24 protein-coding genes and 1 pseudogene are annotated in these 24,754 nt (G+C 60.9%); 12 read left to right on the top strand and 13 right to left on the bottom strand.

Going from position 1 to position 24,754, the window contains the following annotated elements:
• Positions 1 to 91 precede the first annotated feature (91 nt).
• Genes J2X92_RS25365 through J2X92_RS25350 form a run of 4 tightly spaced genes read right to left on the bottom strand, consistent with a single transcriptional unit; the run spans position 92 to position 5,194 of the window.
• Positions 92 to 1,606, bottom strand: a complete 1,515-nt coding sequence (locus tag J2X92_RS25365; RefSeq protein ID WP_307579930.1) for a hypothetical protein — start codon at positions 1,604 to 1,606, stop codon at positions 92 to 94.
• Positions 1,585 to 2,574 (bottom strand): AAA family ATPase, encoded by a 990-nt coding sequence (locus J2X92_RS25360; RefSeq protein WP_307579928.1) that lies wholly within the window; start codon positions 2,572 to 2,574, stop codon positions 1,585 to 1,587. The genes J2X92_RS25365 and J2X92_RS25360 overlap by 22 nt, the downstream gene beginning before the upstream one ends.
• Positions 2,532 to 4,445 carry a hypothetical protein gene (locus J2X92_RS25355; RefSeq protein ID WP_307579926.1) on the bottom strand — a complete coding sequence of 638 codons (1,914 nt, stop codon included), beginning with the start codon at positions 4,443 to 4,445 and terminating at the stop codon, positions 2,532 to 2,534. The genes J2X92_RS25360 and J2X92_RS25355 overlap by 43 nt, the downstream gene beginning before the upstream one ends.
• Before the next feature lie 35 nt (positions 4,446 to 4,480).
• Positions 4,481 to 5,194 carry a hypothetical protein gene (locus J2X92_RS25350; RefSeq protein WP_307579923.1) on the bottom strand — a complete coding sequence of 238 codons (714 nt, stop codon included), beginning with the start codon at positions 5,192 to 5,194 and terminating at the stop codon, positions 4,481 to 4,483.
• A 334-nt stretch (positions 5,195 to 5,528) separates the two neighbouring features.
• Between J2X92_RS25350 and J2X92_RS25345 the strand changes: the two genes are divergently transcribed.
• The 3 genes from J2X92_RS25345 (at position 5,529) to J2X92_RS25335 (ending at position 8,699) form a co-directional block, all read left to right on the top strand.
• Positions 5,529 to 6,677: a tyrosine-type recombinase/integrase gene (locus J2X92_RS25345; RefSeq protein WP_307579921.1), complete on the top strand. Its 1,149-nt coding sequence runs from the start codon at positions 5,529 to 5,531 to the stop codon at positions 6,675 to 6,677.
• 856 nt (positions 6,678 to 7,533) lie between these two features.
• Positions 7,534 to 8,052, top strand: coding sequence for a helix-turn-helix domain-containing protein (locus J2X92_RS25340; RefSeq protein WP_307579919.1), 519 nt, complete (start codon positions 7,534 to 7,536; stop codon positions 8,050 to 8,052).
• Positions 8,049 to 8,699 carry a nucleotidyl transferase AbiEii/AbiGii toxin family protein gene (locus J2X92_RS25335; RefSeq protein WP_307579917.1) on the top strand — a complete coding sequence of 217 codons (651 nt, stop codon included), beginning with the start codon at positions 8,049 to 8,051 and terminating at the stop codon, positions 8,697 to 8,699. The genes J2X92_RS25340 and J2X92_RS25335 overlap by 4 nt, the downstream gene beginning before the upstream one ends.
• A 128-nt stretch (positions 8,700 to 8,827) precedes the next feature.
• Here the strand turns inward: J2X92_RS25335 and J2X92_RS25330 are convergent, their stop codons facing one another.
• On the bottom strand, positions 8,828 to 10,534 hold the full coding sequence (locus J2X92_RS25330; RefSeq protein WP_307579915.1) for a phage integrase family protein: 1,707 nt from the start codon (positions 10,532 to 10,534) through the stop codon (positions 8,828 to 8,830).
• Between the two features lie 106 nt (positions 10,535 to 10,640).
• Here J2X92_RS25330 and J2X92_RS25325 point away from each other — a divergent pair, with 106 nt between their 5' ends.
• Positions 10,641 to 10,763, top strand: a complete 123-nt coding sequence (locus tag J2X92_RS25325) for a hypothetical protein (protein ID WP_307579913.1) — start codon at positions 10,641 to 10,643, stop codon at positions 10,761 to 10,763.
• A 123-nt stretch (positions 10,764 to 10,886) separates the two neighbouring features.
• On the opposite strand, the pseudogene J2X92_RS25320 reads toward J2X92_RS25325, so the two are convergent.
• A pseudogene (locus tag J2X92_RS25320) lies at positions 10,887 to 11,953 on the bottom strand (IS110 family transposase).
• Positions 11,954 to 12,203: 250 nt separating this feature from the next.
• Between J2X92_RS25320 and J2X92_RS25315 the strand changes: the two are divergent.
• The 6 genes from J2X92_RS25315 to J2X92_RS25290 all read left to right on the top strand — a co-directional run bounded on the left by J2X92_RS25315 (position 12,204) and on the right by J2X92_RS25290 (position 17,482).
• A complete protein-coding gene (locus J2X92_RS25315) occupies positions 12,204 to 12,500 on the top strand; it encodes a type II toxin-antitoxin system RelB/DinJ family antitoxin (protein WP_307579911.1) in 297 nt (98 codons plus the stop codon).
• A complete protein-coding gene (locus J2X92_RS25310; RefSeq protein WP_444875722.1) occupies positions 12,457 to 12,795 on the top strand; it encodes a type II toxin-antitoxin system RelE/ParE family toxin in 339 nt (112 codons plus the stop codon). The genes J2X92_RS25315 and J2X92_RS25310 overlap by 44 nt, the downstream gene beginning before the upstream one ends.
• The gene (locus tag J2X92_RS25305; protein ID WP_307579907.1) at positions 12,768 to 13,619 is read left to right on the top strand and encodes an AraC family transcriptional regulator; all 852 of its coding nucleotides are present in this window, start codon (positions 12,768 to 12,770) and stop codon (positions 13,617 to 13,619) included. The genes J2X92_RS25310 and J2X92_RS25305 overlap by 28 nt, the downstream gene beginning before the upstream one ends.
• 731 nt (positions 13,620 to 14,350) lie before the next feature.
• Complete coding sequence (locus J2X92_RS25300) at positions 14,351 to 16,564, top strand: TonB-dependent siderophore receptor (protein WP_307579905.1); 2,214 nt, start codon at positions 14,351 to 14,353, stop codon at positions 16,562 to 16,564.
• A 115-nt stretch (positions 16,565 to 16,679) separates the two neighbouring features.
• Positions 16,680 to 17,081, top strand: coding sequence for a hypothetical protein (locus J2X92_RS25295; RefSeq protein WP_307579903.1), 402 nt, complete (start codon positions 16,680 to 16,682; stop codon positions 17,079 to 17,081).
• Between the two features lie 5 nt (positions 17,082 to 17,086).
• Positions 17,087 to 17,482: a hypothetical protein gene (locus J2X92_RS25290; protein WP_307579901.1), complete on the top strand. Its 396-nt coding sequence runs from the start codon at positions 17,087 to 17,089 to the stop codon at positions 17,480 to 17,482.
• Positions 17,483 to 17,795: 313 nt separating this feature from the next.
• On the opposite strand, the gene J2X92_RS25285 is transcribed toward J2X92_RS25290, so the two are convergent.
• The 5 genes from J2X92_RS25285 to J2X92_RS25265 form a co-directional block, all read right to left on the bottom strand.
• Positions 17,796 to 18,071 (bottom strand): DUF899 family protein, encoded by a 276-nt coding sequence (locus tag J2X92_RS25285; protein ID WP_307579899.1) that lies wholly within the window; start codon positions 18,069 to 18,071, stop codon positions 17,796 to 17,798.
• Between the two features lie 29 nt (positions 18,072 to 18,100).
• A complete protein-coding gene (locus J2X92_RS25280) occupies positions 18,101 to 18,475 on the bottom strand; it encodes a GFA family protein (protein ID WP_444875721.1) in 375 nt (124 codons plus the stop codon).
• Positions 18,472 to 19,191 (bottom strand): hypothetical protein, encoded by a 720-nt coding sequence (locus J2X92_RS25275; protein ID WP_307579897.1) that lies wholly within the window; start codon positions 19,189 to 19,191, stop codon positions 18,472 to 18,474. The genes J2X92_RS25280 and J2X92_RS25275 overlap by 4 nt, the downstream gene beginning before the upstream one ends.
• Before the next feature lie 34 nt (positions 19,192 to 19,225).
• Entirely contained in the window at positions 19,226 to 19,681 is a 456-nt protein-coding gene (locus J2X92_RS25270; protein WP_307579895.1) for a nuclear transport factor 2 family protein, read from the bottom strand.
• A 262-nt stretch (positions 19,682 to 19,943) separates the two neighbouring features.
• Positions 19,944 to 20,126, bottom strand: a complete 183-nt coding sequence (locus J2X92_RS25265; RefSeq protein WP_307579893.1) for a hypothetical protein — start codon at positions 20,124 to 20,126, stop codon at positions 19,944 to 19,946.
• Between the two features lie 232 nt (positions 20,127 to 20,358).
• Here J2X92_RS25265 and J2X92_RS25260 point away from each other — a divergent pair, with 232 nt between their 5' ends.
• On the top strand, positions 20,359 to 21,417 hold the full coding sequence (locus J2X92_RS25260; RefSeq protein ID WP_307579891.1) for a HipA domain-containing protein: 1,059 nt from the start codon (positions 20,359 to 20,361) through the stop codon (positions 21,415 to 21,417).
• Between the two features lie 323 nt (positions 21,418 to 21,740).
• On the opposite strand, the gene J2X92_RS25255 is transcribed toward J2X92_RS25260, so the two are convergent.
• Positions 21,741 to 22,676 (bottom strand): LysR family transcriptional regulator, encoded by a 936-nt coding sequence (locus J2X92_RS25255; RefSeq protein WP_307579889.1) that lies wholly within the window; start codon positions 22,674 to 22,676, stop codon positions 21,741 to 21,743.
• A 171-nt stretch (positions 22,677 to 22,847) separates the two neighbouring features.
• On the opposite strand from J2X92_RS25255, the gene J2X92_RS25250 reads away from it, so the two are divergent.
• Positions 22,848 to 24,485 (top strand): argininosuccinate lyase, encoded by a 1,638-nt coding sequence (locus J2X92_RS25250; protein ID WP_307579887.1) that lies wholly within the window; start codon positions 22,848 to 22,850, stop codon positions 24,483 to 24,485.
• 138 nt (positions 24,486 to 24,623) lie between these two features.
• Here the strand turns inward: J2X92_RS25250 and J2X92_RS25245 are convergent, their stop codons facing one another.
• Entirely contained in the window at positions 24,624 to 24,752 is a 129-nt protein-coding gene (locus J2X92_RS25245; RefSeq protein ID WP_307579885.1) for a hypothetical protein, read from the bottom strand.
• Positions 24,753 to 24,754 lie beyond the last annotated feature (2 nt).

Here is a 24,754-nt window from a genome sequence, read left to right as displayed (position 1 = left end):
CCGCCCTCTTCGCCCGCTCACGCATGGCCAGTCTCCGTCACCTGCCCGGCCGCTCGCGAGACAACGCACTGTGAAGGCGCTGCGCATCGGTTTACGCGTGATGGAGCCAGTGCCGCCGCTCCGGTTCATCGCGTTCCATATTGCGGACGTGCCACCGGCCGGATTTCAGTTCGGCGAGCGATTGGCCCCAGATCGCACGATCGGTATCGGCACGGGGAAAAGCAGTGTGCTTGCTGACTGGCAACATGGAGATGCCCGCCAGCCGCGTCAGCGCATCGCTCACCACCGACGCCGAATAGCCGATCGCAGAACTCGATCCTCGATGTTGCCGCACGTGGTTGAACCTGATCGGCCACACCTTGCGATACGCTGCATCTGCGTCGGTTTCCTCGATCCAATCATGACTGCCCGGCGCGGACACATCGAACCCGACGCCGTGCGCGACCTGCACGGCGCAATGAGAAAACAGCGCATAAACAGCTTGCGGCGCGAAGCGCCAAACATCATGGTCGATGTCCGCATAGTTCGCGGGATAGATACGCCGATGGTAGCTTGGAGCCGCGAATACCTCGGCAAACAAGACACGCCATCTCGCCAGCACAAAGCAGCACGCGCATACCCCCCCGTGCCATGCGAACGCACCCCCGCTCGCCGGCACCAGCCAGCAGGGAGCCTCGGGGTCAAAGGAAGTCTGCTGGACTTCGATGTCCATCTTCGGCGCAGCGCGATGGCCGCAATGACGCCGCACCAGCTTCCTGAGGTACCGCCCGATCGCCTTGATCGTTCGGCGCGTCTGGTCGAGCGATTCTTGGTCCGATTCGTCCGCCAAAGCGCATGGGATGGCCACGATCCTCGGGCAATTCGTCCGTGCGGCTTCGCCGTGCAGGGCGGCATCCTCCTGGCCGGCCAACAGACCCGCCAGATAGGTCCGCCGGGGGAAAGGAAATTCTGCGGCCCAATCACCCTCGAAGCGCGTAGCACTGCACACGCTGGTGATGGCACGCTGCAGTGCCGCTATCTCGAGCGCGGGCCCGTAGTCGTCGGCAGCCCCCCTGCCGAAAACCTCCATGAACTCCGGCGGCCTTCCCGCGAAGGGTTCCGCGCATCGTGCGCAATGGAGCGGATTCTTGAAATCATCGGCCGCAAACTCGACATCGACCGACGCACCGCAATGCGGGCAGTTGGTGAGCAACGCAACGCCGTGGACGGGGCAGACCTCGAGTCCCGCAAGCTGAAAGACACTCGCATGAAACCAGTGCCGCAAACATTCAGGGCAGTAGCGAAGCGATCCGACCGCCGCCCGCTGCGCGTGCTCGAAGAACAGCTCGCCGATGGTATAGGCCCGCAAAATATCTGTCCGGGCGCCGGGGCGCAGGCCCCTTGCGCGCTCCTCGGCGATCGCGACGAACAACTTGACCCCGCCGCGCCTTGGCGTCCGCCCGGGCGCAGCCACAGGACGATCGGCAAGCGCCCCGCGCAACGCCTTGCCGTTCAACGCATTGAGGAAGCCGAATTTGTGCGCGCACATCCAGGCGCTCTCCGCTTCGCGCCAATAGGAGCGGGGCCAGATCCACGGGGAATCGATCAGACGATCTTCATCGGACATGTTCGCTCGATCGCCATTGCCCACTCGGGCGCCACACCGCGTGCCTCTTTCTCAGCCCTCAGACAGTCCTTGAAAACGAAATGGATCGAATCGGTGATCCACTGCATGCGAAAGCCCCGCTTCAATGGCGTTTCAGGAACGCCCGCGTAGTCGCACAAGGCACTCCAGAATGCATCCGCTTCCTGCTCGAGCCGCCACCCGCCGTCATAGGCGGACCGTGCGAAGTAGCGTGTGAACGGCCAAAGATGATCCGGGAACTGCAGTTCGCCGTCGTACTGCTTCAAGAGATCCCTGAGCTCCTGCCTGGTGCAAACACCGTCGAAATCCAGCAGCTTGACGAAAAAGCGTCCTTCGATCCCCTGGCTGCCCGCGTGCATGAAGAGTTCGCCGCGGTTTCGCAGTTCCTCGTTGCCGAACGAGTAGACAAGCATTCCGCACTCATTGCGCTCGAGTCTGTTCAACGCGATGTACAGCGCGTTCCACTGGAGTTCGCTGAACTTCTGCGCCTCGTCCAGGAACACCACGCAATGGACGGCGCTGGCATCGCGGCACAGCGACAGCAGGTGGTTGGCAAAGACGTCGCAACTCTTGCTGCGTTGGCGGTTGGCATCGTCCTTTCTCAACTGCTGCAGGAAGGTGGTGTAGGTACGCTCGAAACGGTCCGTGCGAGATTGCGTTTCGGCAGAGATCGACACGCAGACCACGTGCGGAAACTCCTCTTCAATGGAGGCGCAAAGCTGGCGAACCGCATAGGTCTTTCCCATGCGCGAAGGCGCGGAGAAAACGAGGCCGCCCTTGCCAAGCTCGACCCAGTTTTTCAGAAAGTCATCGGCCCGCTTGATGGTCTCAGTCCGAAGCACATAGCCAAATCGCAGGACGGTGGGATGCCGGGCTTGCATCGCTACGCGATAAGCAAGATCTTCGATCATTTTTTCCTCTCCTTGGCGCTCTGGCGGTCGGCCGTCCATCGACCTCCGGAAGCGTCGGGCAGCTTCGTGGAAGGGATTCGCCTTGGTGTCATTGCAGCCTCATCGGGCGGCGGTGCATTGATGAGGGTGTCCAGGTAACGATTGGTGCCCCGTTTGACCTTCCCTGGGTGCTTCCTGGCGTGCGCGGCCATTTCCTCCAGCTTGAATGCCTTGAACGCCTGCACCGGGTCGTCGGTCCGGCGGAAGTTCAACATGCCCTTGTCGCGCAGGCGGATGATCTCTTTGCGTGTCGCCTGATCGTGGAAGCTGTCCGACCAGTGACCGGTGACCTGCACCGCGCCCAGTTCACTCCCGTCCTCGCGGACCAATTTGATGACACGATGGTCCTTCTGCAGCAGGGCGATGCAAGGCGTTCCTATCAGATGCCACGCGTCGCGCAGCAGCGGACTGCTGTACCTCGCATGGTCCATCTCGATGTAGGGCGGATCGCCCTTCTTCTCGCTCCCGCGGATGGTGACCTTGCAGATGCCCACGGGCAGCGGCAGGCCTTCCAAGCGGGCATGTGAGTAGCCGGGAATGGCTGAGCCCTGAGCGGTGCGTCCTGCGAACTCGCGGGCGACGACCTCGAGCGGAGCCGCCCCGTAGAGTTCGGTACGCGGCATGGCGTTGAAGTTCGCCACAATCACTTCGATCAGCTCCCGCAGCTGCGCGAGCGTGATCTCCCACTTGACCGCACTGGGAGCGGCGTTCATCACATGGCGATCGCCAGGACCGCTCCCCGTGGTCGAGGGCAGCTGTGACAGAAGCCTTTGCAACTCGCCGAAGACTTGCTCTACCGCGTAGCGGGTGATCCAGCGTCGCACCTGTCCGAACTCGATGTTCAGGCCCAGCAGGTGCTTGAGATACACCAGAACCGCGTCGGCGTAGTGTGTCAAGTCATTGTCGATCCTCACCAAGCCCAGACGCAGCCCATCCAGAAAGCCTGGGACGACGCCACTGGGCAGGCCGGCTTGTGGCTTGTAGGCAAGGGTTGGAATCGCTTCGAACGTCCAGGGCGTCCATGGCGTCAACAGATTGGAAAACGTCTCGAGAAAGTCCGCCGAACTCACGCGGCTGCGATGGGAAAGATGGTAGGCAAGGACGCATTTCGGGCTCACTGAGACCAGCATGCACAAGGACATGCGCTCCATGGGAAGCACGAGCCTTTGCCCCTCATGTTCCAAGATGACCGAGCCGATGGCCGGCAACTGCTGCTCGTCATAGCAGGCAATGTCACAGGGAAGCAGCGGCGACAGCCAGCTGTGCTCGTCGCCCCGTCCGTCCAGGCCATCCAAGGCTTGGTGGCCAAACAGGGCCGTGCGACTGCCGCTTTTCTTTTTCTCGCGTACCTTTTCCAGCACGTATTTGCGCAGCGACTCGTAGCCCATTGTCTTCGTGCAGAACGGATAGTCCGTACCGGGTACGCCGGCCGCGCGCAATGCTCCAAGGAATTTCTGGTGAACCTCGGTGATCGAGAGCGCATGCGAAAACCGAGCTCCGGGCGGCTGGTTGATCTCCGCATCAATGGCCGACCGCGCGGAGGGGTGCTCGCGCAAGCATTGCTCGAAACTCCCCGCCGCGCCGAAACCGTCCTGAATGGTTGCGATGCTGGAGCCGGATGTGCGTGCGTAGGGCTTGATGTGGGCATTCATGGCAATCGCCCGGAAGCCGCAGATGCGTCCGTCCTCATGGACGCTGAAGAAGCGATCTTCGTGGTAGGACAATAGCTGCCTGCTCACGCCATACAGGCGCAGGATCTCCCGCGGCTTCATCCCGTTCCAATACTGCTCGAGCGCGGCCTTGATGCGGTGGTACTTTGGCTGCTTGTCCTTCGGCACCGTATGGGGCTTCGGTGCGTTGGCCAGATCCAACTCCTCCAGCCGGATGGAGCGCGTCGCAGTTCTTCTCATGCGCCCCCCCAGGGTCTGGCGATGGTGCGCAGCGTGAATGGCCGCGCCTCCAGTTCAAGGGTGAGCTTGCGCTGCAGATGTGAGCGCATGGTCGCAACGAACACCTGCTCCCTGGGAACCGAAAATTCGCTGTAGATGTCCCCCAGTTGAAGACCTTCTCGAGCGCGCACGAAGTCGGAGATCTCGAGTTGCAGATTCGATGTTTCCAGGTGCCTGAATTCCTGAAGTGCCGCGCTGATGCTCAACCAATTCATGAGGAGGACACGCTGGCGCAGCGCATCCTTTTCGGTATACCAGTCCCATGTGTAGCCGAGCTCGCCGGCGCGTTGCATCTGGATCTGCGCTTGCTTTTGGGCCCGAGGATCCTCCCTGCTGTCCCGCTCGTACTTCACCTCGAGCAGTCCTCGCCGGCCCTTGTAACGCTGAAACGCAATATCGGGCTTGGAGCCCGAATAGCCTTCTGACGACAGGGCCGTCCAGATCATGTCCACGTCGCAGTTGTAGCTGGCGACCTCCTGAGAAGCATCCGCCCAAAGCATGGCCGCGAACTCGATCGTGGACCTCAAAACCCATTCCCTGTCGGTCTTCGCACCGTAGCCGAATACGATGTTCCCCGGCTGCTTGCCTCGTGCCTTGATAGCACTTCGTACAGCCCGCGAGGCCTTCAGCGGTTGTCTGCCTCGCGCCGTCCGAATGGTCGAACTTTCCATGGCATGCCTCGTACCTGCAAACTTGCCCGCCGGCAAGATCGGACACTCTCCCTTACTTCAGAATATCCAAGATCAATAAATCGAAGTGAACCCGCGGCGCGGATCCAGGCACCTAGGCCGCAGATCCACGGATTCATTTTCCCGGGTTCTCCGCGACGCGCCAAGTTTGCAAATCTGCGAATTTGTCAGCACCGCCGCTCATCACGTAACCAGCGTGTCAAATCAATCGCATCCAAGCAAAAAACCAATCAAACGATAAGGATGGGGTGGGAGTCTGCGTACTCATTTGCTCCGGTCTTAAAATCGAGCAAGAAAAAGTCGATGGAGAATCCCCATGGCTGTCTCGTCTAGTGCTCCAGTCTGTGAGAAGGAACAAATAGATCAACTCGCCAGCAACATCATGGGCGACAGGTTCTCCAAAATTCATTCTGGCAACACGGTCAACTCCTATCGCGCGGCATTGCGTTACTGGTTCGCCTGGCACCAGGTGCGCTTCGGCGAAGCGATGCAGTTTCCCGTTAGCGAGGTGGTCGTCGCGCAATTCATTGCAGATCACGCGGCACTGAGCGGCCCCGCGCGCCGCGCCATGTTTTCTCGCAGCGACGACGCCCGCTGGAACGAGTGCAACGTCGACGCACGACAGGCCGAGGGGCCGCTTCCTCCCGACATCGACGAGTTCTTGGTTGATGGCGGCTTCAAAAGCAAGCACGGCCCCTCCTCCCTCGGAACGCTTGCCGCTCGTCTTTCAGCACTCTCCAGTACGCACGAGTCGCTGGATCTCAAAAACCCGTGCAGTCACATTCGGGTGCGAACGCTGATAGCCAAAGTGCGCAAGGAATATGCCAAGCGCGGAGTTGCGGGACGCAGTCCGAAGCCGTTCACACAACAGTCATTGGACGCGATTCTGGCAACATGCGACGACTCCCCGATCGGTCGGCGCGACCGCGCTCTGTTGCTTTTTGCCTGGGAGGGCGGCGGGCGGCGGCGCTCGGAAGTGGTTTCCGCCACGCTTGAGAACTTGCGCCGCTTGGGCCCGCAACACTATGTCTATGTACTTCCCAGATCGAAAACGACGCGGCAGCCACCCGGTGCAAAGCCCTTGACTGGGGAGACGGCAATTGCCATGGACGCTTGGCTGGAGGTCCGAGGTCTTGCGAAAGGGCCACTGTTCTGCTCGATCCGAAAAAGCCGGAAAGTTTCGGACGGGCGGCTCTTCCCAGAGACAATAAGCAAGATCGTCAAGAGCCGCTGCAGGCAAGCCGGACTGCCGGCGGCCGATTACTCCGCCCACTCTTTGCGGTCAGGCTTTCTCGCCAACGCAGGGCGGCGCAACATCGGGCTGAACGCCGCTATGGATCTGTCGGGCTATAGAGACTTCAACCAATTCGCTCGCTATTACTACCAGGGTGATCACGCCCTCGGTCGTGAGATGCCTGATCTGATGAAAAGCGATCGTCCAGGACCCACGGATCAAACTGAATAGCCCTCAGTTCACGAGAGTCGCGGTGCTTGTGAGGAGCGCTCGCGTCGAGCACTCGGCCGAATGCATCTCCAAGCGCTTTGGGTGGTCAATGCAGCCTCAGCCGATCCCTGCATTGTTCGTCAAACGTATCCGATTGGAATTACGATCGACAAGTACTTTTGTTGGAAGGCGTCAAAGGAAAGTGTTGTCCGCCGCTTTTGATTCTGCTCCGCCGCTCGAGGGAGCGGCCTCAGCCTTTGTCAAATAAATTATTAGAACCACATCGACACGTGTCTAATAATTCCTCTGGGCTCTCGACGAGATCCCGCGGCAGATCGAATTTTTCTCACCGCGACTCTTGGCCGCTGCCTCTGAGCAACAAGGATGTTGCGAGGCGCAGTCAGTGGCCTGGGCGCAATCGAAGATACGCGCAAGCCGCCCCGGCCGGCAACTGCGAACCCAGTTTGGCAGTAATTCGATACTTCCTGTCCTGTTGTGAGGACAGTTTCACCAAGGCGGCAAAGCAAATGCCTGTGCCGCTGCTGCGCAAGTATTAATTTGCAAGGCACGAGAGGAAACTCGGCGCATCACATTCCTCGGCGTTACAACCGGTGCTTTTCAAGATTTAGCCAAATAGAAATGTCGCATCCCCGCGAGCCCCAGCTACTCGCCTGCTGAAGCGCAGCTTCCTCCGACTGCCGCTCACGGCGGCGCCAGCGGCGTTGACGCCATCAGCGATAACCGTCACGTTGCGTCTTCTCGCTATTGAAGATGGAACTCCGCGCAAACTGGCCGAACCGGAATCTTGTGAACAACCTCGTGCACTTCATGTCGAATATATTGCACATTGATCTGCATCGATGGCAAGATATCGGGCATGTCTACGCTTCACGAAATTGGCAGTGCCGTCCGCGTTCGCCGAACGGAGATGGGCCTGACCCAAGATCTTCTAGCCCGCATCAGTGGGCTCTCGCGTTCGACAGTCAACGCTGTGGAGAAACAGTCCATTGGCAATCTGAGCATAGCAAGGGCTGTGGCTTTGCTGGAGTCCATCGGCCTGTCAATGAACGTGACAGTGAACAGTTCTGAGACGTCGCCTTTGCGCCGAAGCGCGCCCCCGAGCAGATCAGCGTTGGAGCGCGCCGCAGCCACGGCCAGCGTTAGCTATGGACAGGCGATGACTGCCAAGCAGCTCGAAATGGCGCTTCTCACTGGACAGGCTCCCCAACGGATCAAGCCACATCTTCAGGTCATGTTGGACGAAGCGCCGGTGTCGCTGCTCGCGAAGGTGGTGGATGAAATTCATGCCGAAAAGGCCATATCAAGGGCCCAGGTCTGGAAGCAGATGCGCACCCTGGCGCATGGGTTGCAGTGCTACAGGCTTCTCTGGCAGTGACGAAGGTCGATTTCAACCGCGAAGGACCGTGGCGCAGCCTGTGGCCCAAGGCGCTGGGTTTGATGTCGCACCTGGAAAAGGTCACCGTCGATCCTCAATGGACCTTCGGTGGAGGCACTGTGCTCATGCTTCGTTTCGATCACCGATTCAGCAAGGATATCGATCTTTTCGTCTCCGATCTCCAGTACTTGGGCCACGTGAATCCGCGTCTCGGTGGGCCAGCCGAGGAGCTCACAAGCGAGTACGAGGAGAACGCTGAGTTCATCAAACTTCAGTTGCCCGCGGGAGAGATCGACGTTGTCGTCGGGGCTCCGCTGACTTTGCCGAACTTTGAGATCGTCGCGTATGAGGGGCGCCCAATACGCGTGGAAACGTCCGCCGAAATCATCGCTAAGAAGATGTGGCATCGCGGCGACCAGGCCAAAGCGCGCGACCTGTTCGACCTCTGCACAGTGGCCACTCTTGAGCCGGAGGCGATTGAGGTCGCGCAGCCCTTCATGAGGCGGCACGCGGCCGCTTTCCTTCAGAGATTGGACACTCGAGCAGAAATAGCAGAGACCGAGTTCGACCAGATCGACGCCCGCTCCTTTCGAATGTCCTTCTGGGAATGCTTGGTACTTGCCCACGCGATTCTCGATCCTCTTTGAATATTGGCACTTGGCCGAGGTGAAGAGAAATGGAGGTTCCCCAGCCGGCCAACTTCCTTCAGAGCTCCTCGAATGAACATCCACCACAATGCCGTTTTTCCCCTCCTCACATAGCCGAGCGCCTCAGACTACGCCACTCTCGAGGAGGACCGCGCCGGAAAAGCATCCCCGATCTGCCGCGCTCGCTTGACTTCGTCGGTATGGAGATAGACCGAGGTCGTCGCCACGGAGGCATGCCGAAGGTTGTCCCGCACGGTCGTCAGCTCGACGCCGCGCGCGACCGCGTGGGTCGCATGGGTGTGTCGCATCCAGTGTGGCGTGGCGCGCTTGAGCTTGTCCACGGTGGACGGACTCACGCTTTCCAAGGCTTGCGCGGCGCGGAGGAAGAAGCGGCGCATGACCGACCACAAGCGCGATGCGCTGATGCCGGTCTCCTCTTCTGCCAGGCCCGGGATTAACGCGGTTTTCGGATTCCAGCGCGACCGTGTCACGGGCAGACCCCTTTGCGCCAGATACTGGTCGAGTGCACCCCGTGCCAGCAGTGGCAAGGCGACCTTGCCGTGCTTGGTCCCCTTGCCGACCACATGCAGCCAGTCATCACCTTGCGCATCTTGCTCGATGCTGCCCAGCCGGGCATCGACCATCTCGCGGGGCCGCAGGCCCGTCGCGTACCAGAAATCCAGCACGAAGCGCAGGCGCTGGGCGCCCTCCTCGCTCCATCCACCGATCCACTCGATGCCGTCGGCGGTGGAGCGAATCAGTGTCCATTCGTGCTCTGTGAACACCCGGGATGCATCAAGGGCGCCGCCACGGTTTGTTCCCTTGACCTTCACGCCGGCAAACGGATTGGCCAGCACATAGCGCTGCTCGATCAACCAGCGATACAGCGCGCCGATCACGGACAGTGCATAGGCGACGGAGCGCGGCGCCAGTGATCCCTGGAAGGGGCGCCATTCCGCGGATGTGCGCGGCCGCGCGGGGCCGACCCAGCGCTCTCGCGGCGATGGGCGCCGCAAGAAGGCGCGGTAGGCCACTGCATCCTCGGTTGTCAGCGATGACAGCGCCTTGCCGCGCTCGAGGATGGCCCACAGCATGAGCCGCTCGGCTTCCTTGCGGTAGGCACGCTGGGTCGCCGCGGCGTCCTGCAGACCCAGCCAGGCCTGGACGGCCTCGTAGTCATTGCTCGCCGACAGGGTGCAGGTGGCCTGCGGCGCCCGGAAGGTGCCCCGTGAGCCATCGACCTCTTGCGGCACGACAAGATGCTCCCACGGCGCGGTCTCGGTCCTCGGCACGACCACCAGCGCCCTCGCCCGTTCGGTCAACGCCGGGTGGGCGGCAAAGAACTCTTCGATCTGGCGCGCGCTGCGTGCCCCCAGGCCGGGCACGGCGGCCCACCAGCGGCGCCGACGCGGCACTCGCACCGTCAGATCGGCGAGCGTCCGGATGCCGGCGTTTTGCAGGGCACGCGCGGCGCGCGTCGGCAGCCAGCGCTCAACGGTGTCCGTCACCATCGGCGCAGGCAGGGGCAAACCCTGCAACTTCTCGATGGCATCCCTGACTGCTCGGGCGCGTTGCTCGCGCTCGGCCGCAGGATGCACGATCAGCGAGGCCAGGTCGTCGCGGTGCCGCAGCCGCGCGTAGGTCGCCAGCTGGCGACGGATATCGCTCAGCATGGCGCGAGAGGACTGTCCTGTGGCCTTGCTCTCCCCGAGGTACTGCATGACGGCGGCGCGCGCCGGCAGGCCCGCGTACCAGGCGCGCAGCGCCGCCAGCTGCGAAGCGCTGGGGAAATCGCCTCTTCCGGCCCCTGCTCCACTCTCGATGCCTACTTTCATGCCCGCCAGTTTAGCCGGATGAACTTGCTATTGTGATAAGAAGAGTTATCGCAATAGCTGTTTTTCAGGTGCTCTTTGATTGACCCGATTTCGGCGCTCGGAATATATGCCGGCAGGGCGGACGCCGGACCACCGGATCACAAACGTGCTGATCGAGCTGCACGGCGATGCCGCTGCGGTGGAGAGCAGCTTCTTCGCATTGCAGGCCACGGCCGCCCAGCCGGAGTGAGAGACCTTCCTGTGCGGCCGCTACGTGGACCGCTCCGAGACCAATGCGTGCAGCGCCGACCTTCGGGTCGGAATCGCGTCTACACCTGAACGCTCAATCCTCGATTCCTTTCAATTCTGTCAGTCAGTGCACGAACCCGCGCACGGTCACCCTTTCACGGCCACAGTGCTCCTGAGCACCCCATCGGAACTCGGAGCCATCCACCCACATGCGGTGCAGGATGACGGCCAGCTTGCGCGCCACGGCAATCACCGCGCGTCGATGGCCTCTCGTCTTGGCAAGTCGCATTCCCCAGCCTTTCAGCGACGACCACTGCGCGTTGCGCGTGAGCAGCGAGTGCGCCGCCACATAGAGCGCCGAGCGCACATCGGCATCGCCAGCTCGCGAGATGTGACCAGGGTTGTCCATCTCGCCGGACTGGTAGCGTTTGGGTGTCAATCCGAAGTGGGCCGCCACAGTGCGCGACGACTTGAACCGGGCGGGATCATCCACGGCGGACTTGAAGGTCAGCGCGGTCACAGGACCGACGCCCGGGATGGACATGAGACGTACGCACAGCGGGTCCGCTTTGGTCAGCGCCTTGACCGCGTTGTCCAGCTTCGGGTAGGTCTTGTAGAGCACGGTCCGCGCGTCCAGCAGTGGCACGAGCGCGCAGGACAGCATCTCGTCATCGGCGAAGGTCTGGCGCACCTGGGCGTCGAAGGATCCGTGGCCCACACGCGGGGCCAGGCGGATGCCGAAAACACGCAATAGTCCCCTCAGTTCGTTCTCGAGGTCGACGCACTTCGCCAGGATCGCTTTGCGGCTGGCGAGCAGCGCGCGCACGCGGTGGCTGTGCAGGCTCTTGATGTGCACGCGGCTGTACCAGCCGGTGCGCAGGATCTGCGCGATGCCGCGCGCGTCGTCGCGGTCGGTCTTGTTGCGCATGGCGTCCAGGGTGTTCTTGACCTCCGGGCTTCCAGGCATATGACCTCGAAGCCAGCAGCTTGCAGTCCGTAGGTGAGGTACTGGCTCAGTGCTCCGGCCTCGAAGCCAACGGACTTCAACTCAGGACTGAAGGCGTGCAGCCAGTCGACGATCACGTCGACATGCGCGTCAATTTTGGCCTCCCGACAGACCTCGCCGCGGTCGTCCACGATGCAGATCGAGACGGATCTCAGAGACACATCGATTCCGGTGAAGTAGGTCATTCAAGCCCTCCTTCGTAGGGTCTACGAGTCTAGGAAGAGAACTCTGCGGGTCAATCAACCCCCCCGGATCACCGATGCTTTTGGTGAACCTTCAGATGCTCTTTGACCCAATCTTTTGCCCTCAGAACGTGTTGATATCCTGTCTTTGTCCGACTGCCTTGCAGCCAGGGCACCGCTGTCCCAAGCGTTTGCGATTAGACCTCGTCGTCTCTCATTTGAGATACAGTCATTTCACTTGTAAGGAACGACGATGTCTCATACCTCGATGCTGCACGTTCGCGTGGACGACAAACTCAAGGCTGAAGCTGCAGAAACGCTTGCCAACTTCGGACTGACCGTTTCCGATGCAGTTCGCATCCTGCTTACCCGCGTCACCAAAGAAGGTGGATTGCCGGCCGGCTTGACCGCAGATGCGGATGCACATGACGCATGGTTCCGCGCGAAAGTGCAAGAGGCGTTAGACGATACGCGTCCGGCAGTGCCCCATCAACAGGTGAGGGCCGATGCGCAAGCGATCATCGACAGGAAGCGCCGTGCCCGCTCTTGAGTGGCGAGTGTTGGCGCGAGCGGATCTTCTATCGATCGTCGACTACATCCCCAACGACAACCCGGATGCAGCACAACGCCTAAGGTACGAAATAGAGGTCAAGGCAGCGAAGCTGCCCGAGCATCCCAGGCTTTACCGTTCTGGTCGCGTCGCTGGCACGCGTGAAATGGTCGTGCGATCCTATGTCGTCGTCTACGCCGAGGATGCCCGTGCGAATATTGTTCAAATAGGACCTCAACCCATTTTAAAGACGCGTCAACACGCACCATGTCTACTGGCGCCATCACTGATTTGACTTTGCCCAGGGACGTCGACAGTGTCCCCCGGTCCGTTGTTGCCCTCGGTGCCAAATCGGTAACGAAGGATTGGGAAAACGCGAGGCATCAGCACCACAAGGCACAGCTGATTTACTCCGTTCGCGGTATCCTTAACTGCGAAATCGAAGATGGGGTCTGGATCGTGCCGCCCCAGTGTGCCATATGGATACCTGGAGATTTGCCCCACTCGGCGCGGGGGTCGGGTGAAACGGAATGCTATTGCCTGTTCTTCGAGCCTGATGCTGCACCGGATCTGCCGAAAACCTGTTGCACGATTTCGGTATCGCCGCTGCTACGCGAGCTGCTGCTGAAGGTAGCCAGTTTTCCTGTTTTATACGCGCTGGGAGGGCGGGAAGACCGGCTGGTTGCCGCATTGCTCGACGAGTTGGCGGAGGCGTCTGTGGAAGACCTGCATCTGCCCATGCCGCGCAATCCGCGATTGCGCCGCCTTGCGGAAATGATGCTAGCCGACCCCGCGGACAAGACCTCGAAGGCCGACTGGGCCCTTCGCATTGGCATGAGCGAGCGAAGCATGAGCCGTCTCCTGCTGCGCGACATTGGAATGAGTTTCGGCCGCTGGCGTCGGCAATTGCACGTGATCCTTGCGCTTCAACGCTTGACCAAGGGTGAAAGCGTGCAGACGGTGGCATTTGAGCTGGGGTACGAAAACGCGAGCGGATTCGTCACCATGTTCCGCAAGGCGACGGGCAAGCCCCCAGCCCGATACCTCTCGGATCGCACCAACAGCGCCGAGCTTGCTTGCGCACCCGGAATCATGCTCCCCGATGAGATATCGCCCTGATTGGTCCAAGCTGTCTTGACTCGCGACCGCCAGCTTTCACCCACCTACTGTCTTTTCTGCAGAGATGCCGACGTTTTTGCCATGTCGTGGTGATGGGAACGACCGGCTCGGCCGACGCAAAGCCCTCCTCGAAGGCCAGCGACTGCGGATGATTAATCAGCGCGTTATCAGTGAAGGCCAGCACGCGCGGCAGTGACATTGCAGGTCTTAACAGGCGTTTAGCACGTCCGCCTTGATGGCATAGAACGCGCGCCTAGGTGCGCCTTCCGCGCGGACCCGGAACCCAGCAATCCATAAATCATCCAGCGCCCGGTTGGTTGATCCGGCGCCAGGTGTCGACCTGCCTGCTGAGGGATTCGATGCATCTGGCTGGTCTCGCCAAGGCGCGATGGTGGGTCCACCAAGTCGCTGACGACGGTGCGAGCTATTGGGTCAGCACCAGGACCGCGTCGAGACAGCGCTGATTCCACAAAAGACTCGCGACCGCGCTCGCAGGTCGATCCCCTGACCATAGATGCCAGCGGCGCACCTCTGCTCAAGCTAGGTGATTGGCCTGAATGAACAACAATCTGGCCACATTTCACAATGCAGACAGCCTGCCTCCGTCGTTAAATGCATCATCTAAATGCAAATGAGTTTTATTTGATGGGAAATTTCACGCATGCTGGAGAGTTCCAGCGGCAAATGGGTATGTGCTTCTTTGACGGCGTACGCCGAGCATCGGCGCCATCATGAACGCTCCCCGAAGCGTGCTGGGTCCAGCGGTCGCCGCGGCTATTTTCGTCAGCGCGCAGGGCGCACGCGCCGCCGAGCCAGCGCAGCCGCAAGGCGACACCGAGGCGAAAACGGCACCGCAGGAGACGACCTTGCCAGCCGTCACCGTGACGGGCCGTGTGGATAAGTTGACCACCGAGGGTACGGGCTCCTACACCACAGACGAGACGGCGGCGGCCACACGCCTGCCTATGTCGCTGCAGGAAACACCGCAGTCGGTGACGGTGATCACGCGCCAGCGCATGGACGACCAGCAATTGAATTCGGTGCAGGGCGTGCTGGAGAACACCACGGGCGTCGCGGGCTACCAGTCCGACAGCGAGCGGACGAGTTTCTATTCGCGTGGTTTATTGATCAACAACGTTCAGTACGACGGCATCCCCACCGTCGTCGGCAACATCGTCAATGGGAGTGGCATCGGCTCTCTCGATACCGCGTTCTATGATCGTGTCGAAGTCGTGCGCGGCGCCTCCGGCTTGCTCACCGGCACCGGCAATCCCTCGGCCGCCATCAACCTGGTGCGGAAACGACCGACCCGTGAATTCTCGGCGTCCGCCTCGCTGGGTGCGGGGAGCTGGGATACCCATCGGGAAATGGCCGACGTATCGACTCCGTTGACCGAGGATGGCCGCATTCGCGCGCGCATAGTGGGGACGTACCAGGACGGACACTCGTACATCGATAACTACAAGCCGCAGAGGAAGAGCTTCTACGGCATCGTCGAGGCGGATCTGACCCCGGACACGACGGTGAGCCTGGGCTATGACTACCAGGACATCACGCCGAAGGGCTCCACCTGGGGTGGTTTGCCTCTATGGTTCAGCGACAGCACGCAGGCGAAGTATCCACGCTCCAAGAACTACGCGCAGGACTGGAGCCATTGGAACAACACCCTTAAGACTGCGTTTGCCGGGATCGAGCACCGCTTCGACAACGGCTGGAACATCCGGGCCGTCGCTAACCAGTACCGCACGGAATACGATGCCGAACTGCTCGGCCTGATCGGCCGCCCCGATCGCGCCACGGGACTGGGCTCCTTTCCCTACGGGGCGTATACGGTAGCACTGGCGGCCGAAGGTCGCAGCCGCCAGAACACCTTCGACGTGATGGCAAGCGGCCCCTTCGAACTGCTGGGTCGCCAGCATGACCTGGTGGTGGGGGCCACGGGTTCGCGCCGCACCGCCAGCCAGGAGGATATCGCACCGTTCTATGCAGGCTTTGCGCCGGTCAATGTCTATGACCTGAGCCCGGCCTATCCCCGCCCTGACTTCGATGCCATGGCTTCGATACCGACCCGCACCCGAATCAAGCAGAGCGGTGTCTATAGCGCAGCGAGGTTTTCGCTGGCCGAACCTCTGAAGCTCATCCTCGGCGGCCGCTTCAGCAACTACGAAATCGACGACAACGTCAGTGGCACGTCGTTGCACTACAAAAAGAGCAGTGAATTCACCCCGTATGCCGGATTGGTCTACGACATCGACAAGACCTATTCGGCCTACGTCAGCTACACGGGCATATTCAATCCGCAAACCGACTATCGCGACAGCAGGGGCAACGTACTCACACCGTCGAAGGGGAAAACCAAGGAAATCGGCCTTAAAGGCGCTTACATGGACGGGCGTCTGAATGCGTCCATTGCCTTGTTCGATACCGAGTTGGACAACGCTGCACAGATGATCGCAGGAACCTACACGCCAGGTGGTGCCCAAGCCTACAAAGGCGCGGACGGGACGAAGTCGCGCGGGATCGAGCTGGACTTGCAGGGCGAACTGGCGCGTGGCTGGAACATCTACGCAGGGATCGCCCACTTCACTGCGCAAGCTGGCGGTGGCGCCCGCTTGAATTCGCAAATACCGCGCACCACGGCCCAGCTCTTCACCACCTACCAGTTACCCGGAGAGTGGAACCGGTTGACGCTGGGCGGCGGTGTCAAATGGCAAAGCCGCTTCTACCAGGCGCCCAACACAGGCACCAGTTCGTTGGGTGGGGAACAGCATTCATATGCCCTGGTGTCGCTCGTGGCGCGTTACGCCTTCACAAAAAAGATCAACGTAGCCGTCAACCTCAACAACGTGTTCGACAAGAAGTACGCGCTACAGAAGGGCGATTTCGACACCGTGGGTTATGGCGCACCACGCAACGTGATGGTGACGCTGAACTATAGATATTGATTCTTTCGCATGCGAACGATTCATTCGTTGGAATTCGCAGAGATACCCCCCATTAATTATAGAGAAAGCTCTCATGCCCCTTAAATCCCAATTACGCCCCGCCCAAGACCTAGCCATGAACAACCCCAACACGGTCGCCCTGTTCTGGTTGACGACAGCCGCTGGCGCCGTACTTTTTGTCGCCTTCCAGTTATTTTTCTACGTAAACGACTTTGTGAGAGCACACGGAGCGACGCCTGCAATTACGTTTGAGCCCGACGTACTGTGGATGTTTTCCGCGTTCTATGGTTGTTGGATCGTCACGGTGCTCCTCGCACTGATCGGAACCCGTAAGGCCCAGTGGGTTGCCCTGGTCTTCGGCAGCCTGCTTGTCGTGCTGAATACCCTTGGGGGGATCTCCGACGGGTTGCGCGACGGTTGGCACATTGCCTTTTCGGCAGTGTTCTTCATTACGTTGCCCGGGGTGCTCGCCATTGCAGCCACCTGGCGCCGCATCAAAACGCAAGGGAAATGGTGATGTCGATGAATAGTTCTGACTTCCCTCTGGTCTGGATGAATCTTACGCAAGAACACGGACATGATCACCAGAAGGACTTCGACGAATTCGAAGAAAATCTGCTGCGCAGGGTGCCTTTCGTAATCTTGACCGATACCGCACCTGCTGAAGAGCATGAGCATTCGCCGGAAGAAAAGAAACGCACCGCGCTCTGGATGAAAAAACACAAGGTTGAATTGAGAAGACTGGTTCTGGCATTGATCTTGGTCGAATCCAACCCGGCAAAACGTCTTGGCTTCAAGGCATTTGCGGTCGTTTTTTCAAAATTCTGGGGCTACCCTCTACTTCTTGCTCCTTCGCGAGAGCAGGCAATAGAAATGGCAAGAGAACTGCTTTCAATGGACGTGAAGTCATCTTACTGATCTCGCCCACGATCGTCCTGATTCACGCACATGTCCTTCGGGCCGGCGCTCGTTGCTCGAACGCAGGGGCCGGTCATCCCTAAGAAATCTGAACGTCATGTCGAGGGACGGACGTTCGCCGACCAGCTTCCCGACCGAATACATCGGTCGGGAAGCGGTCTCATACCGCAGCGGACAAAGGTTGCGCCGCAATTCGGCTGCCAGCTAACCCCACCGTACTAGGGGCACGAATAGCTAGACCCCGCAAACGGGTTTCCGCTCACGTATGTAATTTTCTTCGGATACACGCATATCGGCATGCTCCGAGTAGCGTTCACAAGGTCAACCCTGTCCGGTGCGACGCCCTTGTCAACCCATCCTTCAACCCGACCTCGGACCCCTGCTCATCCTTGAAACGAAAGTCCTTGGTGATCACAGGCCCCGGCGGCAAGGCACGGCGCTGCTCGCCCAGCCTGGTCATGTGGCGGCGGAACTCGATCTCGTCGGCAAGCAAGGTTTTTCGGGCGACCTCGTATTCGGGCGACGCCCCCGGAAATGGGGTCTTGGCCTTTGTGGCCAGTTCGGTCGCGGGTGTCAGCTGTGCATTCATGTTCCGCTCCTGATCAGTCAGTGCCAGAACTACCAGAGGTGCTTGCCGTCGATGACGACAATCGAGGCGAGCGCCGCATCGAAGTCGTCGAAAAGCCGGGCATTGACACCGATCCGGCGGGTGCTGCCGTCCCAGGTTCCATCGGGCTCGAAGGCCGGGCTGTCGCTGAACGTGGCGCAGCCGCACTCGACGCAGAAGTGGTGAGCCACCTGTCTCGTTTGCCAACGGTAGACCGCGTCCTCGGCCGGGAGCGCCGTCAGATGAAATTGATCTGGAGTGCAGTACGCCAGCAGCGCGCCTCGCTTGGCGCAGAACGAACAGGTGCAGCGCGTCAGTTGGGCAGGGATCTCGGCATCCATGCGGAAGGCCGTCTTGCCGCAGTGGCAGCTACCCGTGACGCTCATGTAAGCGACTCCGCCAGCTCACGCAGCACTTGGCGAGGGTTCTCTTCGATCGGCGACCCGTGCGACACCAGGACGCGGACCAGCGCGTCGATCTCGGCCCATTGCAACAGTTGTGTGCGCAAGGCCTTCTTGTCCTCGATCACCGCCATCTTCACGACCGCGGGAATCTGCGCTTCCTCGCCGGCAAAGCCCGCCAGGTGCAGCAGCCAGCCGCCAAAGCCGGCCGCGTCGCGAATATTGCCGACCACATCGTTCAGCACGAGCGTCGTGCCGTTCGGCGTGCGAACGACAAGCGCCGCTTCCCGGCCACGCGTTCCTGGGACAGTCACGAATTGCAGGCTCTGGTCATCGAAGCGCGGCGTCACCGTGTCGACCGGTACCGCTTCGCTGACCTTCGCTCGCGCACCCTCGGGTGCAACGACCTGGATCTCGGGGTAACGATCTTTCCAGGTCTTCGCGTCAAGCCGATGCTTGTCACTGGGCACGATCAAGTACGCAGGGCGACCGTAGGCCTCGAGCGCGGACATCTCATCCTCGTCGAGTGCGATTGCGCTGAAGATCACCAGGCTTGCGTCTCTCAAGCGCACCACTGTCATGCGCCGCGGCAGATCCATGAGCGGCATGTGGATCTCGCCCACCACAGTCAAGATGTTCTCATCGATCTGCACCAGCTTGCCGTGCGGCAAAATGGTCCACTTTTGAAAGGGCTGGGTCACGAGAGTCTCCTTGGGTGCGCCGCTCGCGCAACCTCTACGGTTTCGCCTCGACGACGTAGGCCTTCAACTCGGCCATCTTCCCGTCCCGGAAACGCCATATGTCGCAATAGGAAGAGCGGGTGACACTGCCATCCTGGTCCTTGATGGAGATCTCGCCGAGCGCCGCAAGCCAGTCTCCTTCCGCGATCAGTGTCTTGGCATCGAAGTCAGGCGCCTCGACATACGTTTCCTTCATCCAACTGCGGACGGCTTCCTTCCCGTCGATGGTCTGCTCGCCGACCATCGTCCACTTGACGTCGTCGGTGCAGAACTTGAGGAAGCCCTCGAAGTCCAGCTTCGAGATGGCGGCGTTGGCTTTGAGGAGGACTGTCTTGTTCTGCTCGGGCATCGCAAACTCCTTCGATGGAACTCGTCGCGCGGTCTTCATGACCGGCGGGGCAATACCTACCAACAATAGCGTCGGTCGTGCGGCCCGCTTGTAGGCCTTCACCGCTTGGGAGGGCGGGCTCGTTCGTAGTCCGGGCGAGCCCTACTTCATGTCTGGGCTTAGGTCCAGCCGACCCTGCGGCTAGGTTGGTCGGTGCAGCTAAAGAATGCTCCTCAGCTCTTCCCCAACCAACCGAACGGGAGCTGGGTATGTTGGATCGCGCGTGAGCAGTGGAGCAAGCGTGAGTTCGAGCGTGCGGTCCTGACGCCGGCAAGGGTCTCACCGTTGGTGAGACAAAGTCATCCGCAAGCGCCAAGCGTCAAGATCACCGCGCCGGAGGGTGCTGCAGGCGTTGCCAGCCGATCACCGGCCAGTCGCTTCGTGCCTGGTCAGTGTCGCCGCCATAGACGACGCTGCCGCCGTCCAACGCATCGGGGAAGGCCGCCGCGAAACTGCGAAGGCCGCGAAAGTAATCGGGGTTGACTGTCGCGCCAGCTTTGATATCCACGGCGCGCAGCGTCCAGAGGGAATCAGCAGATCGACCTCGTTGCCTGCCGCATCGCGGAAGAAGTACATCTCCGCCGACTCGCCCTGGTTGAATCGGGTCTTGAGCGCTTCCATGATCACCAGGTTCTCGAACAAGCTGCCAAAAAGGCCACGCCCGGGCTGTGGCGTGCGAAACGCCGGCATCGTTGCGTCGACTCGTACCGCTCAGACTGCAGCACGGGATACTGCTCTTCGTGCCCGCGAAGGACAACGAGCTTGAGCCCCGCGCGCGTCTCGAACGCGACCAGCGATCGCTTCTGCAACCGATCCCACGAACAGCTTCGTGCTTCGCGACGAAAGCTCGTCTCTTACAGCGCGGTCTGTGGCGTATCGGCGAGGTACGCAACCGATTCAGCAGGCAGGTCAACGCGGGCCGTGGGGATACCAAAGGGCGCCAGGCAATAGCCGTTCTTGCGAATGCTCGTCCGCATCGGTGTCGCCGGGTCTATCAGGGCCTGGCGGACGCCACAAGCCAGACGGGCGCGGGCAGCAGTGCAGGCGGCGACCAGCCCAAGTTCACCTGCGAGACAGAGGCGAATGGCCACCTCATAGTGAAGTTTGCACGCGTCGGGACCCGCTCCTCAGAGATGCTCATCTTGGAGGAACTGGAGTTGCGCGCCCTTGGCGAATCTGGAATGCCGGCGGCACCTGCACGCTATTTCGAGAGCCAAGGGTATGGCTTCCTCGAGGTTGAGCGATTTGACCGCATCGGCCGCTTCGGCCGCCGGGGGATGATCTCCGCGGGCGCGATCGATGACGAGCTGTTCGGGATGCGGGACAACTGGCCGGCGTTCGCGCAGCGCTGCGAGGAAGCAGGCATGATCGGCCCCGACTCCGCGCGGCGGGTCTTTGTGCTGACCGCTTTTTCGGAGTTGATCGGCAATGGCGACCGGCACTTCGAGAACCTTTCGCTCATGACCGACGAGCGAGGGAGGCCTACAGAAGTGTCTCCCGCCTACGACATGCTCCCCATGATGTATGCGCCCGTTGGCGGCGGCATCGAGCCGCCATTGCGGCCGGTTGCGCCATCTTTCCAGTCGCTGGGCGCCAGACCGGATGTTTGGGAACAGGCGTTCGAAGGAGCGCACGCCTTCTGGATCGCGGCCGCGGACGACGACCGGCTATCTAGGCCGATGCGCGGGATCAGCGCCAACAATGCACAGCGGATCGCCGAGGTCGTTGCCCCCTTGCTTCCTGCGCCCACGGAAGCGTCGGAGGACGACCCGCGAAGCGGGCCGCATCGGCCTCGCTGAGCAGAGCCGCTGCGCCAGGCCGAACTGCCGCTTGATCACCCGGAACGGGTGCTCCGCCTTTGCACGGATGCTGGCCTTGTGGTGTTCTTGCTTGCGCGCTCTGACCTTGCCTCGGCCTTCCGGCATCTTCGCCATGTCGCTGGGCCGGCCCGCAATGACCCGAGCCCTTTTGGGGGTCGCAGGCCGCGGCGACATTCATTCCGCGTCAAGCGGCAAAAGGCAGTTGCGCACCCGCCGGACCGACTCGTCGCGTGGCAAGGACACAGAGCGCAGTCACGAAACGTCTGCGCGCGCTCAGTTTTCCCCGATGAACGACCGGTGGTTCAAGACGGAGCCCATTCCTGAAGCCCTCGGATTGTTCGCGCAAGCGCAGACGACGTTTGCGCTTCGACCCCATGGCGCACCACATAGCCGAGCGGCGCCAGCACGATGTCACGGGTGCGCAGCACGGCGATGCGCCCTTCTTCAAGCAACGGCCGGATCAGGTTGTAGGGCGTGAGCGCGAGCATGTCGCTCTGGCTCAGCAACGCGTTGGCCAGCATGACCGAGCGGGTGGACATCTGACAGGTTGTCGGTGTACCGCCCAGCCGCGCAAATAGTTCCGCGAACTCGCGTGGTGTGATGCCAGTCAACGGCGGCGTGATCCAGGTCTGCGCGGCCAGCAATAGGTCGGACACGCCGTCAAGTGCAGCCAGTGGGTGGTCCACACGTGCGACGACGACGAAGCGATCCTCGAGCACGGGCGTGAAGCCATGACTGGTTGGCAGCGACGTGGGCTCCCGGCACAGAAGAAGGTCGGCGATGTCGTGCTCAACCAGGCGCAGGATGTCGTCGGCCGTGACCTCTTGGATGTCGAGCGCGATGTCCGGATGCGCGGTCACGAACGGCGGTAAGGCAACGGTCAGCCACCCTGAAACCGCTGCGCTGATGGCGGCGATGCGTACCAGAACGCGCGTACCGCCTTGCAGCGCGATCACCGTATTTGCGCAGACTTGCATCTGTTGAAGCGCCATACGCATCATGGGCAACAGTGCAATGCCAAGTTCCGAAGGGCGCATGCCACGCGCATGGCGCTCGAACAGCGGCGCACCCAGAACGGATTCGAACTCGGCCAAGGCCTGGGTCGCAGCCGGCTGGCTTAAGCCGACGGCCAATGCCGCTTTCTGGAGGCTTTGCAGTTCGGCAATGTCCACCACCAGTTGCAAGTGCTTGAGCCGTGTCCGGCCAACGAGACGCGAAAAGAGTTGATCAGCCAGCACGGCAAGCCATTCATTTATCCAATGGGCATCAGCGTAAATGAATTTGACCCGGAAGCTTCACGCCCTAAAAATCACGTGATCAGTCGACCAGTGCGCAAGAATTCATCTGATAAATGAATGAAGCACCGCGACGGGGACAACCGCGAATTCACACTAGCTGAGACAAATTCAATGAAAACTTCCAACCGGATCACCCGCCGAGCGCACGTACTGCGCGTGCCCGCCACATTCATGCTCAGCGCCGGACTTCTTGGATCCATGGGTACCGCAGGTGCCGCCGACACACTGGACACCGCATGCCGCACAACCGCGGAATGCCAAGCACAGGTCGCTCGCCTCCAAGGCACCGTCAACGGAGATGCCACCAGCGCGCTCGCCAAGCAACAAGACGTCTTCTACTGGTTCGGTCGCATCAACATGGCATCGACGGTGGTGCATGCAGAGCAGGGCATCATTCCCGCGCCGCTTGCCGGGCGCATTGCGCGAGGCGTCAGCCATTCCATCGATCAGGCTGCGCAGCCCGGTGGCAAGCGGCCGACAGACGTGCTTCAGGTCGAGAAAATCATCACAGATCAGGTCGGTCCCGAGGGGACGCTCATCCACACGGGTCGAAGCCGCCAAGACATTCATTCAACATTGAATGCCGCACAACTGCGCCTCGAGGTACTGGATTTTGCTGATGCGCTGGTCATGGTGCGCAAGCGCCTGATCGAGCTGGCCGGCAAAAATGTGGACACCTACGTTCCGGCCTACACCAATGGCGTCCAAGCCATGCCCATCAGCTATGCCCACTACCTGCTGGCCTTCGCAGATTCATTCGAGCGCGATGCTACGCGCATCCGCGAGGCCTATGCGCGCCTGAACCTGAGCCCCATGGGCACTGCGGTCCTGGCCAATTCCAGCTGGTCGGTGAACCGCGAACGGCTGGCTGCCTTGCTGGGTTTTGACGGTCTGATCGTTAACTCGCTGGATGCGGGGCAGATCAGCACCTACGACGTTCCACTCGAAGCTGCTTCCATTGCCAGCTCTACCGCAATCCGGGTTGGTGCCCTGATGCAGGACGTGCATGTGCAGTACCACCAGACGCGGCCCTGGCTGCTGCTGGGCGCCAGCAATACCTACACCAGCAGCGCCATGCCGCAGAAAGCCAATCCCGGTGTGATCCAGAACACACGGGCGAAGGCCACCGATGTCGTGGCGTCCGTCCAGGCGGTGACGCTGCGTGCGCACAACGTGACGCCGGGAATGATCGACTACAAAAACACGGCAAGCGCCTCTGGCGTGAAGACCTTCGTGCTCGGGGTGGAAATGCTCCAGCAGCTTGATGGCGTCCTGGCTGCATTGCAGATCGACCCTGCGCGCGCGCTGGAGGAGCTGGACTCTGACTGGATCACATCGATGGAGCTGGCAGAAACGCTGCAGCGCGCGCACGGCGTGCCGTTTCGCGTCGGTCATCATTTCGCCTCCGAGATTGTGCTGTATGCACGGAGCCAGAACTTGCGCCCCAAGGAGTTTCCATACGAGCAGGCCCAGCGCATTTATGCAGAGGCCGGCAAGAAGTACCAGTTGGAGCAGGCAGTCCTGCCTTTGGACGAGGCTACTTTCAGGGCAACGCTGTCGCCCGCAAACATGGTCCGCACCCGCACCGGGACGGGTGGACCACAGCCAGCCGAGGTGCGACGCATGCTCGCTGCATCCAGCGCCGCGCTGGCGCGCGATCAGGCTTGGGTACAGGCACGACGCTCCCGTTTGATCGGAGCTGAAGCGTCTTTGAACCGCAGCTTCCTGGAATTGGCTCGCAAACCTTAATCAGAAGCAAAAGTTATGACCCAAGTGACCCAGCATTCCCCCAACTGATCCTCGTTCTAGGCGCTGACGAACTCGGCCTCCCGGTTTTGCGCAACCGTGCGCGGGTGGCTACACGAAGAAGAATCCCGGCAAGGTGAGCTATGGCGCCACGGGCGCGGGTTTGGTGCCTGCGCTCGCGATGGAGGACTTCCAGCGCCGCGCGAAGGTCGACAGGTTCAGCCCGAGATCGAGTTGATTCGGTGCAGTAGTCACTCGTTTGGCAATCATGG

Origin of the sequence: Variovorax paradoxus (assembly GCF_030811855.1) — a bacterium.
Lineage (GTDB): Bacteria > Pseudomonadota > Gammaproteobacteria > Burkholderiales > Burkholderiaceae_C > Variovorax > Variovorax paradoxus_L.
The sequence above is the reverse complement of the archived record's forward strand: the minus strand, read 5'-3'. Positions and strand labels throughout refer to the sequence as shown.